Below are 16,437 nucleotides of genomic sequence, written 5' to 3'. Positions count from 1 at the left end.
ACGACCTCCGAAACGCAGAACACCTCCGAAACGCAGGCCGGACCCCGCGATCAAGCGGCGCTGCCGCGACTCAGCCGCGCAGTTCGCTCAGCAGCAGTGCCGTGCGCAGCGCTGCATCCGCCGCCTCCGCGCCCTTGTCTTCCTTCGACCCCTCGAGCCCGGCCCGGTCGAGGCCCTGCTGCTCGTCGTCGAGGGTGAGCACGCCGAAGCCGACCGGCTTGCCGGCATCGAGCGCGACGCGGGTGAGGCCGTCGGTGGTCGCAGCCGAGACGTACTCGAAGTGCGGCGTTCCACCGCGGATGATCACACCGAGCGCGACCACGGCGTCGGCGCCGCCGGTGAAGGCCGCCTGTGCCGCCAGCGCGAGCTCGAACGATCCGGGCACCCGCACGAGGCGATGCGTCGCTCCGGCCGCGTCGAGCACGCGCGTGGCGCCCGCGATGAGTCCGTCGGTGATGATGTCGTGCCACGTGCCCGCGATCACGACGACGTTCAGTCCCCGTCCGTCGATGTCGCCCGTGCGAGGTGCTCCTGCGCCGCTCATGCCTTGTCCTTTCCGTCCGCGAGAGCCTCTGCGAGCTCTGCGGCGCCGATGATGTGACCCATCCGGTCACGCTTGGTCTCGAGGTACTGGTGATTGTTCGGGCCCACGCCGACGATCAGCGGAACCTGTTCCACGACGTCGAGGCCGAGTGTGCGCAGCTGATTGACCTTGTCGGTGTTGTTGGTGAGCAGACGCACCTTCGACACCCCGAGATCGGTCAGGATGCCAGCTGCCGCCGCGTACTCACGGGCGTCAGCGGGGAGTCCGAGCGCGAGGTTCGCATCGACCGTGTCGAGCCCCTCCTCCTGCAGGCTGTACGCGCGCAACTTGTTGATCAGGCCGATGCCGCGTCCCTCGTGACCGCGCATGTAGATGACGATGCCGCCCTCCTGCTCGATCGCGTCGAGCGCGGCGTCGAGCTGGGGTCCGCACTCGCACTTCAGCGAGCCGAACGCCTCTCCGGTCAGGCACTCGGAGTGCACGCGCACGAGCGCGGTCTCTCCCGGTTCGCCCGAGACCACGGCGATGTGGTCGGTGCCGGTGACCCGATCCTTATACGCGAGGAAGCGGAAGGTGCCGTGCGTGGTCGGCACCGTGGCATCGGCCCGCAGGCTCACGCGGCGGTTGCGGTGTGCGCTCGCCGTGCCGTCACGCGGGTCCACCTCTTCGAGGTAGGCGATGAGCTGCTCGATGGTGATGACCGGCACGCCGTCGCGCGCACCCAGCTCGAGCAGTCCGGGCAGCCGCATCATGCTGCCGTCCTCCGCGACGACCTCGGCGATCGCGCCGACCGGACGCAGACCCGCGAGCTGCATCAGTTCGACTGCGGCCTCGGTGTGTCCGCTGCGCTCACGAACGCCGCCGTCGACCGCTCGCAGGGGCAGCACGTGCCCCGGACGGATCAGGCTGCGCGGCGTCGAGTCGGGGTTCGCCAGCACGTTCAGCGTGTGCGCCCTGTCGTGCGCGCTGATGCCGGTCGTCACGCCTTCGGCAGCGTCCACGCTGACCGTGTACGCGGTGGAGCGTGCATCCTCGCTCGCGGCGACCATCGGCTGCAGGTTCAGGCTGTCGGCGAGATCGGTCGGCATCGGCGCGCAGATGAATCCCGACGACCAGCGCACGGTCCAGGCGACCCATTCGGGCGTGGCGAGTTCGGCCGAGAGGATGACGTCGCCCTCGTTCTCGCGGTTCTCGTCGTCGGCGACGAGGACGGGGCGGCCGGCGCGCAGCGCGTCGAGTGCGTCGGGGATGGTGGAAAGGCTCATCGTGAGCCTCCTTCCGGTGCGGCGGCGTCGGCCGCGCGGAACGCGAGCAGGCGTTCGACATGACGGGCGAGGATGTCGGTCTCGAGGTTCACGCGCTCGCCGATCGCGCGGGTGCCGAGAGTGGTCGCGGCGAGAGTCTCGGGGATGAGCGAGACCTCGAACCAGTGGCCGGTCGATCCGGTCGACGGGTCGCTGACCGCGCTCACCGTCAGTGAGGTGCCGTCGACCGAGATGGAGCCTTTGTCGACCACCAGCGGGGCGAGGTCGGCGGGAAGGCTGATGCGCAGCACGCTCCACTCGGCTCCGGGGCGCACGTCGAGGACCTCGCCGACGCCGTCGACATGGCCCTGCACGATGTGTCCGCCCAGACGAGCGCCCACCGGCATGGCCTTCTCGATGTTGACGCGGGTGCCGACGCTCGCCCCTCCGAGTGCGGCGACGTCGAGCGTCTGCTTCATCACGTCGGCGTCGAATGTCTCGGACGTCGAGCCGACGACGGTGAGGCAGACGCCCGAGACCGCGATGGACTCGCCGTGCACGGCATCGGTCGCCGCTCGTGGGGCCCGCACGGTGAGTCGCCAGCCGTCTCCCGCCGGTGCGATGGCGGTGATCTCGCCGATCTCCTCGATGATTCCGGTGAACATCAGACGGCTCCTTCGTTCTCGACCGCCGGGTGGGCGATCGCCAGCAGGTCGGGTCCCAGAGGAACCCATTCGTCGACGGTGAGGCGTCGTGCCTCGCCGATCGACGACACTCCGATGTCGGTGAGCGCCCAGCGGCGCCCCCCGAGCAGCACGGGGGCGATGTACGCGAGCACTCGGTCGGCGAGGTCGGCGGCGACGAAGGCGCTGGCCAGCGTCGGCCCGCCCTCGACGAACACGCGCTGGATGCCGCGGGCGTGCAGATCCGCGAGCACGGACGTCAGGTCGCGGGTGTCGTAGAAGAGCGCCTCGTGCGGGTGGCGGCGCACCGCGGCGTCGGCAGGGGTGTCGCGCGAACCGATCACGACCGGAACGGGCTGGGTGGCGAAGAGCCGGTCCCCGTCGCGGGCGGTGAGAGCCGGATCGTCGGCGAGCACGGTGCCGGTGCCGACCACGATGGCGTCGGCCTCGGCGCGGCGGCGGTGCACGTCGGCGCGCGCGGCAGGTCCGGTGATCCACTGGCTGGTGCCGTCGTCGGCGGCAGCGCGGCCGTCGAGACTCTGCGCCCACTTCACGGTGACGTGCGGCCGCCCCAGACGCTGGGCGGTGAGCCACCCGTCGATCACGCGATGTGCGGCGTCGGCCTGTTCTCCGCCTTCGACGTCGACGCCCGCGGCGCGCAGACGCTCTGCTCCGCCGCCCGACACGACGCCGGGGTCGTCGAGAGCGTGGATCACGCGCGAGACGCCGGCGTCGATCAGTGCGACGGCGCAGGGGCCGGTGCGACCGGTGTGGTTGCACGGTTCGAGGGTGACCACGGCGGTGGCGCCGTTCGCCTCGCCGGCGGAGAGCTTCGAGAGCGCGTCGACCTCGGCGTGCGGGGTGCCGGCTCCGTGGTGCCAGCCCTCGGCGAGGATGCGGCCGTCGGGGGAGAGGATGACGGCGCCGACCTGCGGGTTCACACCTCGGGGGCCGCGGACGGCGAGTTCGAGCGCACGCGTCATCGCCTCGCGCTCTGTCGCAGTCACTGCCATCGGTCGTCCTTCTCTGAAGGCTCCGGGGGATGCAGAAAGCGCGCGCTGTCGCGCACCGTGCTGCCTCCCTTCCGGACTAGCGAGGTTTCCCTCGCACCACCGTCGGTCCCGGAATTCCACCGGATCGGCACCGAGGTCTCCCTCAGCGCTCGCGGACTGTCACCGCCGGTTCGGATTCTCACCGACCCCGGAGCACGTTGATGCTCTGAGTGTACTCAACGCGTCCGAGGACATTTCATTCCGCGTCTTACAAGGCGTGCGAGGAGGCGGCGGCGACGGCCGCGAGCGACCGGGAGAGAGCGACCTTCGGGTCCATCGCGTAGTGGCCGTCGCCGAACAGTTCCACTGTCGCGAGACCTGCGTAAGCGTGGCGGTCGAGGGCGTCGACGATGTCGGCGAGCGGAAGTTCTCCGTCTCCCCAGGCGAGATGCCCGGCGGGCGATCCGTCGATCAGGTGCACGTGACGAATCCGGTCGTCGAGCGCGGCGAAGTAGTCGTCCACCGTCTCTCCCGCCACGGCTGCGGCGACCGTGTCGAGTGCGACCCCGAGGTTCGCCGCCCCGATGTCGTCGAGCATGCGCGCCGCGTCGCCGGCGGTGTTGACGAGGTTCGACTCCACGCGTTGCAGCGGCTCGAGCACGCATTCGAGCCCGAGTTCGGCCGCATACGCCGTGATCTCGCCGATCGCGTCGACCGCGCGTGCCCACCCCGCCTCCTGCTGCTCGTTCTCCCCGCCGCGGCCGGCCGTGAGGAACAGCATCCCGGCGCCCAGCTCCACGGCGATCTCCGCCGACCGGCGGAAGGTCGCCACGCTCTCGGTGCGCAGCCTCGGGTCCCGCGAGGCGACGTTGACGGGATACATCACCTGTTCCGGCGTGAAGCATGCGATTCGCAGCCCGCGTGCAGCCGCCGCATCGCGGATGCTGCGCGCTACGGCGTCGTCGAGCCAGGGCACGTGCGCGTGGGGTGCGATGCCCCACAGCTCCATCCGATCCCGTCCGAGCTCGGCGAGATCGTCGAGGCAGGTCTCGAGCGGCAGATGCTGATACGCGAAGTTCGATCCGGTCACCCGGTCGATCAACGGAGGGATGCCGGTCACTTGCCGATCCCTTCGGAGAGGCCCTTGACGAAGTAGCGCTGGCTCGCGAAGAAGAGCACGATCACCGGCAGTGCGGCGACCACCATGCCCGCGAAGACCACCGGGTAGTCGGTGCCGTGCTTGCTCATGAGGCTGGTCAGGCCGACCGGAAGCGTCTGCACGCCCGTGCCGCTGGTGAACACCATCGCGAAGAGGTACTCGTTCCACGCGAACAGCACGTGCAGGATCACGGTGGAGATGATGATCGGCTTGCACATCGGCAGAGTGATCAGCCAGAACGTCGTCCAGCGGCTCGCGCCGTCGACTTCGGCCGCCTCATCGACCTCACGCGGCAGGTCGATCATGTAGGCCCGGATGAGGAACGTGGTGAACGGAATCCGGAACGCGGTGTACAGGATGAGCAGCGCCCAGAACGTGTTGTAGAGCCCCATGGCCTGGAACATGCGCACGAGAGGCACGAGCGCGACCGCCGGCGCCAGCATCAGGCCGCCGAGGATGAGGCCGGAGGCGACCCGGCCGAACGGCATGCGCACCCGGGTCATGCCGTAGGCCGCCCAGGCGCTGATGAACACCGTGGCGATCGTCGACGTCACCGTGACGAGCACGCTCGCCGCGAGGTAGTCGCTGACGCCGCGGTTCCACGCGTCGGCGTAGTTCTCCCACCCGAACTGCAGAGGCAGGGCGAAGGGATTTCCGAAGAGTTCGGCGTTCGTCTTGAAGCCGTTGAGCACCATCCACAGCAGCGGGTAGGCGACGACGACCACGAGTGCGAGCAGGAAAGCCCAGAGGAAGACGCGGGCGATCGCGCCGAGGAATCCGGTGCGGGTCATCAGAACTCCACCCTTCTGCGTCGTGTGTACCAGAGCTGACCGAGGGCGATCAGGAGCGTCACCACGAAGATGACTGTCGCGATGGCGGCCGCGTAGCCGAAGTCGTTGCGCACGAAACCACTGCGATAGAGCCACGTCGACAGCACCTGCGTGGAGTTGTTGGGTCCGCCGCTGGTCATGACCATGACCTCGTTGAAGACCTGGAAGGCGCCGGAGATCGTGACGATGACCATCAGTCCGCTCATCTCGCGAACGAGCGGCACGGTGACGTGGAAGAAGCGGCGCACCGGCCCGATGCCGTCGAGAGACGCCGCCTCATAGAGCTCGCTCGGGATGCGCTGGATCGCCACCGCGAACAGCAGTGTCGAGTAACCGAAGCCCTGCCACTGGCTCATGGCGATGATCGCGAGCATCGCCGTGGATTCCTGCCCGAGCCACGGCTGCGAGAGGTCGGCGAGACCGATCGCGGCGAGCAGGTGGTTGAGAAGGCCCAGGTTCGGTTCGTAGATGAAGTAGAACAGCAGGCCGGCGACCGTGAGCGAGATCGCCGACGGCACGAAGTAGATCGCACGGAGCACCTTGCGCCAGCGGACGCTGCGCAGACTCTCGATCATCGCGGCGAGCACGAGCGCTCCCGCGACCTGGAAGACGATCGAGAGCAGGGCGTAGAGCACGTTGTTGCCGAGCGCCGTCCAGAACACGGGATCGCCGAGGAGCTTCTCGTAGTTCGCCAGGCCCACGAACTCGGTGACGCCGGAGTAGATGTCCCACTCCTGCGTCGAGAACGCGATGTTCTGCACGAGCGGGAGATAGACGAAGACGGCCAGCACCACGAGGGCGGGCAGCACCCAGGCGAACCCGGCGATGCGCTTCAGGCGGCTCTGCGGGCCGCTGCCCTTCCGGCGCCTTCCTTCACCCGTCGTGATCGCCTCGGTGACCGTCGGGGGCAGGCGGAAGCCCGCCCCCGACGCGGTGTCACCGGGCGGAAGCGTTCGCGGTGCGGACACTCTCCAGCACCTCCTCGGGGGTGGCGCTGCCGCTGATGACGGCTTCGCCACCGGCGAGCCAGGCGTCGGCGACCTCGGGCACGGTCACGGTGTCGAGCCAGACGACGAGCTGCGATGCCTCGTTGACGGCGGTGATGCCTTCGAACACCGGGGTGCTGGAGGTCTGGTCCGTCACGGCGCCGATGACGGTGCTGGGCTGGCCGTACGGCGGTGACGACAGGAGGGAGGCGTTCTGCGGCTCGGTCGCGAACTTCATGAAGTCGACAGCCAGCGCCGCCTGGGGGGACTTCGCGTTGATCAGGTATCCCTCCGGGGAGCCTTCGATGGCCTCGATGTCACCCTCCGCTCCATCGGCGGCGGGAAGGGGGAAGATCCCGAAGTCCTCGGTGGAGAGTGACGTTCCCTCGGCCGTCACGGTGTCGAACTCCAGGATCTCCTGGTAATACATCGCGGCGCGGCCACCGGCGAGCGCCTCCTGCGCGGTCGTGTAGAGCACGCCGTTCGTGCCGTTGCCGCTGTCGGTGCATTCGTTCACGAGGGTGTCGAACTGCTCGAGCGCGGCGACGTAGCCGGGGTCGGTCCACTCGGCGGTCTCGGGGTCGAAGTCGGCGTGGAGCACGTCGCTGGGCACGTTGTAGGCGAACAGCTGCTGCAGATAGTGCAGGGCGGGCCATCCATCCTTGTTGCCGAAGGCGATGGGCTCATAACCGGCGTCGCGGAGCGGGCCGCACGACTCGATGAGCTCCTCGAACGTCGTCGGCACCTCGATGCCCGCGGCGGCGAACGCCGGCTTGCTATAGCCCATGAACTTGCCGTTGTTGTAGAGCGGGATGCCGTAGTACTTGCCGTCGAACTCGAACGCCGAGAGCGATGCCTCCCCGAATCGGTCGCCCCATTCGGTGCCCGGCGCGATCACCTCGCTGAGATCGGCGGCGAGACCGCCGCCGACGAAGTTCTCGGCCCAGTCGCCCGTCCAGGTGAAATAGATGTCGGGAAGCGCCTGCGAGGCGGTCAGGGTCTTGGTCTTGTCCTTGATGGACTGATCCGTCTCCTGGATCAGCTCGACGTCGACGTCGGGATGCTGCGCCTCATATGCCGATGCGACCTCCTCGAAGTACGTCTCGAGCGGCGCGCCGCCGAACTTCGTCAGGATCGAGAGCGTGCCCTCGAAGACCGGGTCGGCAGTGATGTCGGCCGCGGGTGGCGGTGTCGTGCCCGCGCAGCCCGCGAGGGCAAGGGCGGTCGCCGCGACGACTGCGGCGATCGGGAGTGTGCGTGACGTGCGCATGGTCTGCCTCTCTGAGCGGGCGGGCCGACGGCCGCGAGGTTCGCGGTCACCGATCCGCCGTTGGAACTTCGATGCGTGCCTTGTCGAGGAGTGTAGCCAAAACATGACACCGGTACCAGTGTTGATTTCAGATCGTCCAAGCCTCTCCGGCATAACCGCATTAAAACAGGCGTTATTGACGTTCATGAGGAAGTTGTGCCAGCATGATCCCCACCTGACACCGGTACCACATAGACCAGGGCTGACGGACGTCGGCCCCGCGAAAGGATCAATGATGCTCGGCTTCGACGAGACCGCCTTCCGAACCCAGATCGCCAGCGCGGTGGCGCTGCGACCGCAGATCGAGGAACTGGTCGATCAGCTTCTCGCGAAGGGGATCGACAACGTGCTGCTCGTGGGCGCCGGCGGCACCTACAGCCAGATGTGGCCGTACGAACTCCTGGCGAAGGAGCGGTCGACCCTGCCGGTGCGCACGGCCATCGCCGCCGAACTCGTCGTCGCCGGCGATGCGTCGCTGGGCGAGCGCACCGCGGTCGTCTTCACCTCGGTCACCGGCACGACGGAGGACGTCATCCACGCCATCGAGTTCGTGAAGGCCGCGGGCGCGACGACGATCTCGTTCACCGGCCACGCCGACTCGCCGATCGCGACCGGAGTCGACCACCCGCTCGTCTCCGAGCCGAAGACCTGGCCGTTCGACATGCAGCTGCTGCTGCTGGTCGGTCGCCTGCTGCATCAGCGCGGCGACTTCGACGGCTACACCTCGCTGGCCGACGAACTCGTGAACCTTCCTGACGCCCTCGTCGCGGCAGCCGAGCAGGCGGAGTCGATGGCTGAGGCCTTCGCTGACGCCCACAAGGACACCGACTACTACTTCCTCATCGGTGGCGGCCCGCTGTGGTCCTTCGCGTACCTGTACTCGATGTGCATCCTCGAGGAGATGCAGTGGCTGCGCACGACCCGTGTGCACAGCGCCGAGTTCTTCCACGGGTCCCTCGAACTCCTCGAGGAGGACACCGCGGTGCTGATCTTCCAGGGTGAGGATCGCACGCGCCCGCTCACCGATCGCGCCGAGGCGTTCAGCAAGCGCATCTCGAAGGACGTCACGGTCTTCGACACGCGCGACTACGCACTCGAGGGCTTCAGCGCGGAGAACCGCGCGCTGATCGCCCCGATCGTCCTCGACACGGTCATGGGCCGGGTCAGCAAGCACCTCGAGCGGGTGCGCGATCACTCCCTGGACCTGCGCCGGTACTACCGCGTGATGGACTACTGAGACGAGAGGGTGGCCTGGCGATGCGCGTACTCGGCTTCGGCGACAACATCGTCGACCGGTTCCTCGATCGAGGCGTCGACTATCCCGGAGGAAATGCGGTCAACGTCGCCGTGTACGCGCATCGGCTGGGTGCGGAGGCCGAGTACCTCGGCGTGTTCGGTGACGACCAGCTCGGCACCTTTCTCCGTTCGGCGATCGAGGATGCCGGCGTCGGCACTCCTCGGTCGCTTGTCCGCGCAGGGGAGTCGGGGGTGTCGTCGCTGCGAGTCATCGACGGTGAGCGCGTCTTCCTGGGCTGGAACGGGGGTGGGGTGACCGTCGGGGATCCGATCGACCTGGACGCAGGCCGCGAGGCATACGCGGCGAGCTTCGACCTCGTGCATTCGAGCGTGTACTCGCGCACCGAGTCGCAGCTGCCGCGATTGCGCCGGCACGATGTGCTCGTGAGCTTCGACCTGTCCAGCGAGTCGGAGTTCCGATCGGGGGAGTACCTCGACCGAGTGGCTCCGCATGCCGACCTGGTGCTGCTCTCTTGCGCGGGACTCGATGAGGACGCCGCCTACGATCTCCTCGACGAGACGGTGCGCCGCGGCGCGGGTCTCGCGCTGGGCACGCGGGGAACGGAGGGTGCGCTGGTGACCGACGGCCATGTGCGTCGGTCGGCGCCGGCACGCCTCCTCGCCGATGACGAAGAGCTGGTCGACACGATGGGCTGCGGTGATGCCTTCCTCGCGGGTTTCCTCGTCGCACTGCACGACTCGGGGTGGCGCCGGGCCTCAGGGCCGTCGGCATCGGCTCTCGAGAGGGCCCTCGAAGCGGGAGCGGATGCCGCGCGCGATCAGTGTCTCGTCGAGGGCGCGTTCGCGCGTGGTCGCCGGAGCGGGGATCCCGTCCCGGCTAGCATGTGGTGAACGGCTGATGCGGAAAGGGGCGAGGGCGATGACCTCCGAACGCTCCGTCCCTCCCACCATCTCCGAGGTCGCCGAGGCGGCCGGCGTGGGCCGGTCCACCGCCGCCCGCACTCTCGGGGGCTACGGCTACGTGAGCCCCGAATTGCGAGAGCGCGTGCTGGCTGCGGCCGAGCGCCTGGGCTACCGGGCGAACGCGCTCGCGCGCAGCATGTCGACGGGTGTGAGCCAGACGCTCGGCGTGATCGTGGCCGACCTCGCCAACCCGTTCTTCGGCGGGGTCGTGCGGGGGATCTCCGACGCCTCGCGGGCGCGAGGATTCGACACACTGGTGCTCAGCACGCATGAAGATCTCGCCGAGGAGATCGCCGCGACCAACGTGCTGATCGACAAGCGCGTCGACGGCATCATCGTGGCGTCCGCAGCTCTCGACGCGGCATCCGCGGGGCACATCGAGCAGGCGAGAGCCCGCGACATCCCGGTGGTGCTCGTCGACCGTGCGGTGCCGGGCCTCGACCTGGATGCCGTCGTGATCGACAACCGTACGTCGGCGCGCGAGGCCGTCGAGCGACTCCTCGAGGTCGGTCACCGACGCATCGGCTTCGTCTGGGGTCCACCGGTCGAGGAGCGCCCGCGACGCCGCCGTGATCTGATCGACATCGCCGCACGCAACCTGTGGACCGACGGCGAGCGACTTCAGGGGTATCTCGATGCGCTCGACGACGAGGGGATCGTCTTCGACGCCGATCTGGTGATGGTCGGAGCGAAGAACGAGGCGCACGCGCAAGCAGAGGTCAGCAGGATGCTCACTCTGCCCGAGCCGCCCACCGCGCTGTTCTGCACAGAGAACGATGCGATGACCGGATCGCTTCGGGCGCTCCGGGCCCAGGGGCTGCGCGTCGGAGCGGACGTCTCGCTCATCGGCTTCGACGACAGCTCGTGGGCGGCGGTCATGGAGCCGCCTCTGACGATGATCGAGCAGCCGACTCTGGAGTTGGGGGCACGCGCCGCCGAGGTGCTGTTCGCGGTCATCGACGGGGACACCGCCCCGGCCGGACTGCACACGTTGAGCACGCGCTTCGTCGAGCGCTCATCGGTGATGCCGCCGCCGCAGCGCTGAGCATCTGCGCAGCCAAGCGGCTGCGCTATTTGAGCAGCCGCGACAGCCGCCGGTCGGCCAGCGGCTTGCCGCCCGTCTGACACGTCGGGCAGTACTCGAGGGAGCGGTCGGCGAAGAAGACGCTGCGCACGGTGTCGCCGCACACCGGACACGCTTCGCCGCGGCGCGCGTGCACCTGCATACCGCGGCGTTTGGCGTCTTTGAGGTCGGCGGGCGGTTTGCCGGATGCCTCGGCCACGGCGTCGGTCAGGGTCTGCTGCATCGCGACGAACAGTCGATCGATGTCGTCGGAGCTCAGCGTCGCGGCGATGGCGTACGGCGACATGCGCGCCGCATGCAGGATCTCGTCGGAGTAGGCGTTGCCGATGCCGGCGATCACGGCCTGATCGCGCAGCAGTCCCTTGATCTGCGTGCGCCGGCCCTCGAGGAGCGCTCCGAAGTCCCCTCGGGTGAACGACGCGTCGAGTGGGTCGGGGCCGAGCCGCGCGATGCCGGGCACATCGGCGGGGTCGCGCACGACGTACACCGCGAGCGACTTCTTCGTGCCGGCCTCGGTCAGATCGAAGCCGCTCTCATCGTCGAGCGCCACGCGTACGGCGATGGGCGTCTTTCCGGGCTTGATCAGCGTTGTGGGCACTGTCTCGTACCACCGCAGCCAGCCCGCCTTCGCGAGGTGGAACACGAGGTGCAGGTCGTCTCCGCACGTCAGCACCAGGAACTTGCCCTGGCGCGTGACGCGGGTGATCTCGGCGCCGTGCAGCGCGGTGATCGGCGGGTCGTACGTCTTCAGCGCTGCGATCGCCGCGACGCTCGTGCGTGTGATCGTGCGCCCGACGGCGCGACCTCCCAGAAACTCTGCGAGTCCTTGCACCTCGGGCATCTCCGGCATGGTGTCATCCTGCCACCGGCATCCGACATCGTCACCCCCTTGATGACGGTGACCTCCGCGATCAGGCTGTCAGAGCACCGGCCAGTCGACCGGAGCGCGGTCGTCCGTCGCGAGCAGCCCGCCCATCCAGCCGTCGTCGCGACCGCGCGGGCCGGCGAGCCCCTGCCGCTGCATTCCCTCGTAGCGGAAGCCCAGGGCGCGAGCCGCGCGCGCCGACGGGATGTTGCCGACGACCGCCCGCCAGGTCAGCCGCGCCAGACCGAGCTCGTCGAACGCCCACTCCACCACAACAGCAGCGGCTTCGACGAGGTAGCCTCGCCCCCGGGCGGGGGCCGCGACCCAGTACCCGAGCTCGGCGTGACCGCCGCTCGGATGCGCGGTGATGCGGTGCAGGCCGATCGAGCCGACCAGCTCGCCGTCGGCGTAGATGCTCCACACCGTCTGCGACCCGTCCGCCCACCACTGGTCGATCAGCCGCACGAAGTCAGCGGCGTCCTGGCGGCTGTAGGGGCTCGGGACGGTCGTCCACCGCGGGATCTCGGGGTCCTGGCAGGCCGCCGTGATGGCGTCGACGTCGTCGTCCGTCGGGGCGTGCAGGACCAGTCGCTCGGTCTTGAGGGTCACCTTCTCCATCACGGCATCCTAGGACCGGCGCCGCGATGTCTGAGGCCGCGTCTAAGCTGGTCCGCGTGACTGTTCCCGGGATTCTGCGCGCCTTGGAAGAGGCGACCCTGTACCGAGATGCGCTCGGGTGGGCGCAGACTGATGCCGATCTCGGGCTCGTCGACGGGCTCACGGCCCCGACGCTGTCGGGCCTGCTCTCCAAACGCGGCGCCGCGGGGCATCCTCCCGCTCTGCTCACGGTCGCGCCGACCGGTCGCCGGGCCGAGAGCATCGCCCAGGCGCTGGGGGCATACTTGCCCGACGCCGAGATCCTCACCTTCCCCGCGTGGGAGACCCTGCCGCACGAGCGGCTCAGCCCGAGCCCCGACACCGTCGGTCACCGTCTGCAGACGCTCCGCCGCATCGCCGAGTGGTCCGGCGACCACCCGCTCGTGGTCGTCGCCTCGGTGCGAGCGGCCCTGCAGCCCATCGCCGGCAACCTCGGCGAGATCACTCCGCTCGAACTGCGCACCGGCAGCCGCGGCAACGACCTCGACACCGTCGTCGAGCAGCTCGTCGAGCGCGCCTACTCGCGCGTCGACATGGTGTCGCGCCGCGGCGAGTTCGCCGTGCGCGGCGGCATCCTCGACGTCTTCTCGCCGATCTCCGAACACCCCTACCGCGTGGAGTTCTTCGGCGACGAGATCGATCAGATCCGCGCGTTCTCCGTCGCCGATCAGCGCTCGCTCCCGGGCGACGTCGACGGGGTCGACCTGCCTCCCAGCCGCGAGCTGCTGCTCACCGCCGACGTCCGCGATCGGGCGCGCGCGCTGACCAGCGGCTTCCCCGCCATCGCGGGCATGCTCGAGAAGATGGCCGAGGGCATTCCGGTCGAGGGCATGGAGTCCCTCCTGCCCGCCGTCTCCGGTCCGCTCAAGTCACTGGCCGAGTACATGCCGGCCGGCACCGCGACGGCCGTGGTCGATCCCGAACGATCGACGGCCCGTGCGATCATCCTCGGCGACACGAACCGCGAGTTCCTCGATGCCGCCTGGAGCGCCGCGACCTCCGGCGCCTCGGCTCCCATCGATCTGGGTGCCGGCGACTTCCTCACCATCGCCCGCCTGCGCGAGATCGTGCGCGACCGTGGCGGGGTGTGGTGGCGGCTCAGTCCGTTCGGCGCCGGCCTCGGCGAGGGTGACGCCGATGCCACCAACCTCGACGCGACCGTCATCCCGTCGTTCCACGGCAACGTCGACGGGGCGATCTCGTTCGTCGAGGCGCGCATCACCGATGGCTGGCGCGTCGTGGTCATCGCCACCGGCCACGGACTGGTCGACCGCGCACGCGACGTGCTCGCCGACCGCGGGCTCGCCGCGCGGATCGTCGAGAAGCTCACCGACGCGCCCGAAGCCGGCATCGCCACACTCGTCTGCGGATCGGTCGAGGCCGGGTTCCAGGTCGCCGAGGCCAAACTCGCCGTGCTCACCGACAACGAGTTCTACGGCCGCACGATCGGCGGCGACCAGCGCATCGTCAAGAAGCTCGCCTCGCGGCGAAAGAACGTCGTCGACCCGTTGCAGCTCAAGCCGGGCGACTTCGTGGTGCACGGCACCCACGGCATCGGCCGCTTCGTCGAGATGACCAAGCGCGAGGTGTCGACGGGTGGCCGCAACGCCACCAAGTCCATCCGCGACTATCTCGTGCTCGAGTACGCCCCGTCGAAGCGCGGGTACCCCGGCGACAAGCTGTACGTGCCCACCGACCAGCTCGATCTGCTGTCGAAGTACGTGGGCGGCGAGGCGCCGACCCTGTCGAAGATGGGCGGCAGCGACTGGTCGCAGGCCAAGGGCAAGGCACGCAAGGCCGTCCGCGACATCGCGGTGGAGCTGGTCAAGCTCTACTCGGCGCGCATGAGCGCCCGCGGTCACGCCTTCGGCCCCGACACACCCTGGCAGCGTGAGCTCGAAGAGGCCTTCCCGTTCGCGGAGACTCCCGACCAGCTGCAGACGATCGACGAGATCAAGGCCGACATGGAGCGGCCGATCCCGATGGACCGCCTGCTCTCAGGCGACGTCGGCTTCGGCAAGACCGAGGTCGCGGTACGCGCCGCGTTCAAGGCCATCCAGGACGGCAAGCAGGTCGCGATGCTCGTGCCGACCACACTGCTGGTCAAGCAGCACATGGAGACGTTCACCGAGCGCTTCGCGGGGTTCCCCGTGAAGGTGCGCGCACTGTCGCGGTTCCAGACCGACAAAGAGGCACGGCTGACGCTGCAGGGTCTGCTCGAAGGCTCGGTCGACATGGTCATCGGCACCCACCGGATCCTCACCGATCAGGTGCTGTTCAAGGATCTGGGTCTGATGATCATCGACGAGGAGCAGCGCTTCGGTGTCGAGCACAAGGACACCCTGAAGAAGATGAAGACCAACGTCGACATCCTCGCGATGAGTGCGACGCCCATTCCGCGCACGCTCGAGATGGCGGTCACCGGCATCCGCGAGATGTCGACGCTCGCGACCCCGCCGGAGGACCGGCATCCGATCCTCTCCTTCGTGGGCCCCCGCAGCGACAAGCAGATGGCCGCCGCGATCCGGCGCGAGATCCTGCGCGAGGGGCAGGTGTTCTTCGTGCACAACCGCGTGCAGTCCATCCAGCGTGTCGCGAGCGAGCTCGCCGAACTGGTTCCCGAGGCGCGCATCGCTGTGGCGCACGGGCAGATGGGGGAGCACCAGCTCGAGCAGGTCGTCGACGACTTCTGGGAGCGCAAGTTCGACGTGCTCGTGTCGACCACGATCATCGAGACAGGTCTCGACATCGCGAACGCGAACACGATCATCATCGACCGCGCCGACAAGTACGGCCTCAGCCAGCTGCATCAGCTGCGCGGTCGCGTCGGGCGCGGGCGCGAGCGCGCCTACGCGTACTTCCTGTACGACGAGATGAAGCCGCTCTCCGAGACCGCCGCCGATCGCCTGCAGACCATCGCGGTGAACAACGACCTCGGCTCCGGCATACAGGTCGCGCTGAAGGACCTCGAGCTGCGTGGCGCGGGCAACATGCTCGGTGCCGAGCAGGCCGGTCACATCGCGGGCGTCGGGTTCGACCTGTACCTGCGCATGATCGGCGAGGCCGTGGCGACCTTCCGCGGCGAAGACGTCGAGACCGGGCAGGAGCTGCGTCTCGAGCTGCCGCTCGACGCGCGCATCCCCGAGGAGTACATCGACAGCGAGCGGCTGCGCCTCGAGGCGTACCAGAAGCTCTCGGCCGCGTCGACGGCCACGGCGAAGGACGACGCCCTCGATCTGGTGATCGAAGAGCTCACCGACCGCTACGGCAATCCGCCCGACGAGGTGCAGGGCCTTCTCTCGGTGGCGCGACTGCGCCGACGTGCGGCGCGCGCTGGACTGACCGATGTCGTCGTGATGGGCTCGAACCTGCGCATCGCCCCCGCGCGTCTCGAGGACTCGATCAAGGTGCGGCTCCAGCGGCTGTACCCGAAGGCGAAGATCGTCGCGAGCGGCGACGCGATGGTGGTGCCGCTGCCGACCGTGGCCGCGGCGGTCGGCGTCGGTCTGGAATCCCTGCCCGACGAGGAGCTGCTGGAGTGGGTGAACCAGCTGCTCACCGCGATCTTCCCCGAGCCGATCAAGGTCGGGTGAACGCGCCACGCCCGCGCCGGTCGCTAGCTGACACATCCGGCGCGGTCAAGTGCGTGTGGCATGCCCGAGAAAAGAGGAGAGTGGACGCATGTGGATTCTGCTGATCATTCTTCTGCTCGCCTGGGCAGCCCTCGCAGTGCTCGGCTTCGTCGTCAAAGGGCTGATCTGGCTCGCGATCCTGGGCATCGTCCTGTTCCTCGTGACCGTGGTGGTCGGGATCCTGCGCGGACGCGCGGCCACGAAGGAGTAGCCCTCCCTTCACCGGCGGCCG

At 68.8% G+C, this 16,437-nt stretch carries 15 protein-coding genes and 1 riboswitch; of the genes, 5 read left to right on the top strand and 10 right to left on the bottom strand.

The features are described from left to right. Positions 1-70: 70 nt before the first annotated feature. The 8 genes from ribH to AC2D10_RS05720 form a co-directional block, all read right to left on the bottom strand. On the bottom strand, positions 71-544 hold the full coding sequence (gene ribH, locus AC2D10_RS05755; protein WP_484711048.1) for a 6,7-dimethyl-8-ribityllumazine synthase: 474 nt from the start codon (positions 542-544) through the stop codon (positions 71-73). Further along, positions 541-1,809 carry a GTP cyclohydrolase II gene (gene ribA, locus AC2D10_RS05750; protein ID WP_484711047.1) on the bottom strand — a complete coding sequence of 423 codons (1,269 nt, stop codon included), beginning with the start codon at positions 1,807-1,809 and terminating at the stop codon, positions 541-543. Before ribA ends, ribH begins: the two co-directional genes overlap by 4 nt. Next, positions 1,806-2,453, bottom strand: a complete 648-nt coding sequence (locus AC2D10_RS05745; protein WP_484711046.1) for a riboflavin synthase — start codon at positions 2,451-2,453, stop codon at positions 1,806-1,808. Before AC2D10_RS05745 ends, ribA begins: the two co-directional genes overlap by 4 nt. Beyond that, complete coding sequence (gene ribD, locus AC2D10_RS05740) at positions 2,453-3,484, bottom strand: bifunctional diaminohydroxyphosphoribosylaminopyrimidine deaminase/5-amino-6-(5-phosphoribosylamino)uracil reductase RibD (protein WP_484711045.1); 1,032 nt, start codon at positions 3,482-3,484, stop codon at positions 2,453-2,455. The genes AC2D10_RS05745 and ribD overlap by 1 nt, the downstream gene beginning before the upstream one ends. Before the next feature lie 54 nt (positions 3,485-3,538). After that, positions 3,539-3,683: riboswitch (FMN riboswitch) on the bottom strand. 48 nt (positions 3,684-3,731) lie between these two features. Then, the gene (locus tag AC2D10_RS05735; RefSeq protein WP_484711044.1) at positions 3,732-4,583 is read right to left on the bottom strand and encodes a sugar phosphate isomerase/epimerase family protein; all 852 of its coding nucleotides are present in this window, start codon (positions 4,581-4,583) and stop codon (positions 3,732-3,734) included. Then, the gene (locus AC2D10_RS05730; RefSeq protein WP_484711043.1) at positions 4,580-5,413 is read right to left on the bottom strand and encodes a carbohydrate ABC transporter permease; all 834 of its coding nucleotides are present in this window, start codon (positions 5,411-5,413) and stop codon (positions 4,580-4,582) included. The genes AC2D10_RS05735 and AC2D10_RS05730 overlap by 4 nt, the downstream gene beginning before the upstream one ends. Continuing rightward, positions 5,413-6,420 (bottom strand): carbohydrate ABC transporter permease, encoded by a 1,008-nt coding sequence (locus AC2D10_RS05725; protein WP_484711041.1) that lies wholly within the window; start codon positions 6,418-6,420, stop codon positions 5,413-5,415. Before AC2D10_RS05725 ends, AC2D10_RS05730 begins: the two co-directional genes overlap by 1 nt. Continuing rightward, positions 6,389-7,708, bottom strand: a complete 1,320-nt coding sequence (locus AC2D10_RS05720; RefSeq protein WP_484711039.1) for an ABC transporter substrate-binding protein — start codon at positions 7,706-7,708, stop codon at positions 6,389-6,391. The genes AC2D10_RS05725 and AC2D10_RS05720 overlap by 32 nt, the downstream gene beginning before the upstream one ends. A gap of 274 nt (positions 7,709-7,982) precedes the next feature. On the opposite strand from AC2D10_RS05720, the gene AC2D10_RS05715 reads away from it, so the two are divergent. From AC2D10_RS05715 to AC2D10_RS05705, 3 genes are read left to right on the top strand one after another with little or no spacing between them, the layout of a single operon-like run. Beyond that, positions 7,983-8,984 (top strand): SIS domain-containing protein, encoded by a 1,002-nt coding sequence (locus tag AC2D10_RS05715; RefSeq protein WP_484711038.1) that lies wholly within the window; start codon positions 7,983-7,985, stop codon positions 8,982-8,984. A gap of 20 nt (positions 8,985-9,004) precedes the next feature. Further along, entirely contained in the window at positions 9,005-9,895 is an 891-nt protein-coding gene (locus AC2D10_RS05710) for a PfkB family carbohydrate kinase (RefSeq protein WP_484711037.1), read from the top strand. Between the two features lie 28 nt (positions 9,896-9,923). Then, positions 9,924-11,012, top strand: a complete 1,089-nt coding sequence (locus AC2D10_RS05705; RefSeq protein WP_484711036.1) for a LacI family DNA-binding transcriptional regulator — start codon at positions 9,924-9,926, stop codon at positions 11,010-11,012. Positions 11,013-11,037: 25 nt separating this feature from the next. On the opposite strand, the gene AC2D10_RS05700 is transcribed toward AC2D10_RS05705, so the two are convergent. Continuing rightward, the gene (locus tag AC2D10_RS05700) at positions 11,038-11,901 is read right to left on the bottom strand and encodes an Fpg/Nei family DNA glycosylase (protein WP_484711035.1); all 864 of its coding nucleotides are present in this window, start codon (positions 11,899-11,901) and stop codon (positions 11,038-11,040) included. A 69-nt stretch (positions 11,902-11,970) separates the two neighbouring features. Continuing rightward, positions 11,971-12,534: a GNAT family N-acetyltransferase gene (locus AC2D10_RS05695; protein ID WP_484711034.1), complete on the bottom strand. Its 564-nt coding sequence runs from the start codon at positions 12,532-12,534 to the stop codon at positions 11,971-11,973. A 56-nt stretch (positions 12,535-12,590) separates the two neighbouring features. Here AC2D10_RS05695 and mfd point away from each other — a divergent pair, with 56 nt between their 5' ends. Both mfd and AC2D10_RS05685 read left to right on the top strand, forming a co-directional pair. After that, the gene (gene mfd / locus AC2D10_RS05690) at positions 12,591-16,166 is read left to right on the top strand and encodes a transcription-repair coupling factor (protein WP_484711033.1); all 3,576 of its coding nucleotides are present in this window, start codon (positions 12,591-12,593) and stop codon (positions 16,164-16,166) included. Between the two features lie 88 nt (positions 16,167-16,254). Next, the gene (locus AC2D10_RS05685; protein WP_484711031.1) at positions 16,255-16,416 is read left to right on the top strand and encodes a hypothetical protein; all 162 of its coding nucleotides are present in this window, start codon (positions 16,255-16,257) and stop codon (positions 16,414-16,416) included. The last annotated feature ends 21 nt before the right edge of the window (positions 16,417-16,437 follow it).

Source organism: Microbacterium sp. PI-SA-G (genome assembly GCF_057215335.1).
The sequence above is the reverse complement of the archived record's forward strand: the minus strand, read 5'-3'. Positions and strand labels throughout refer to the sequence as shown.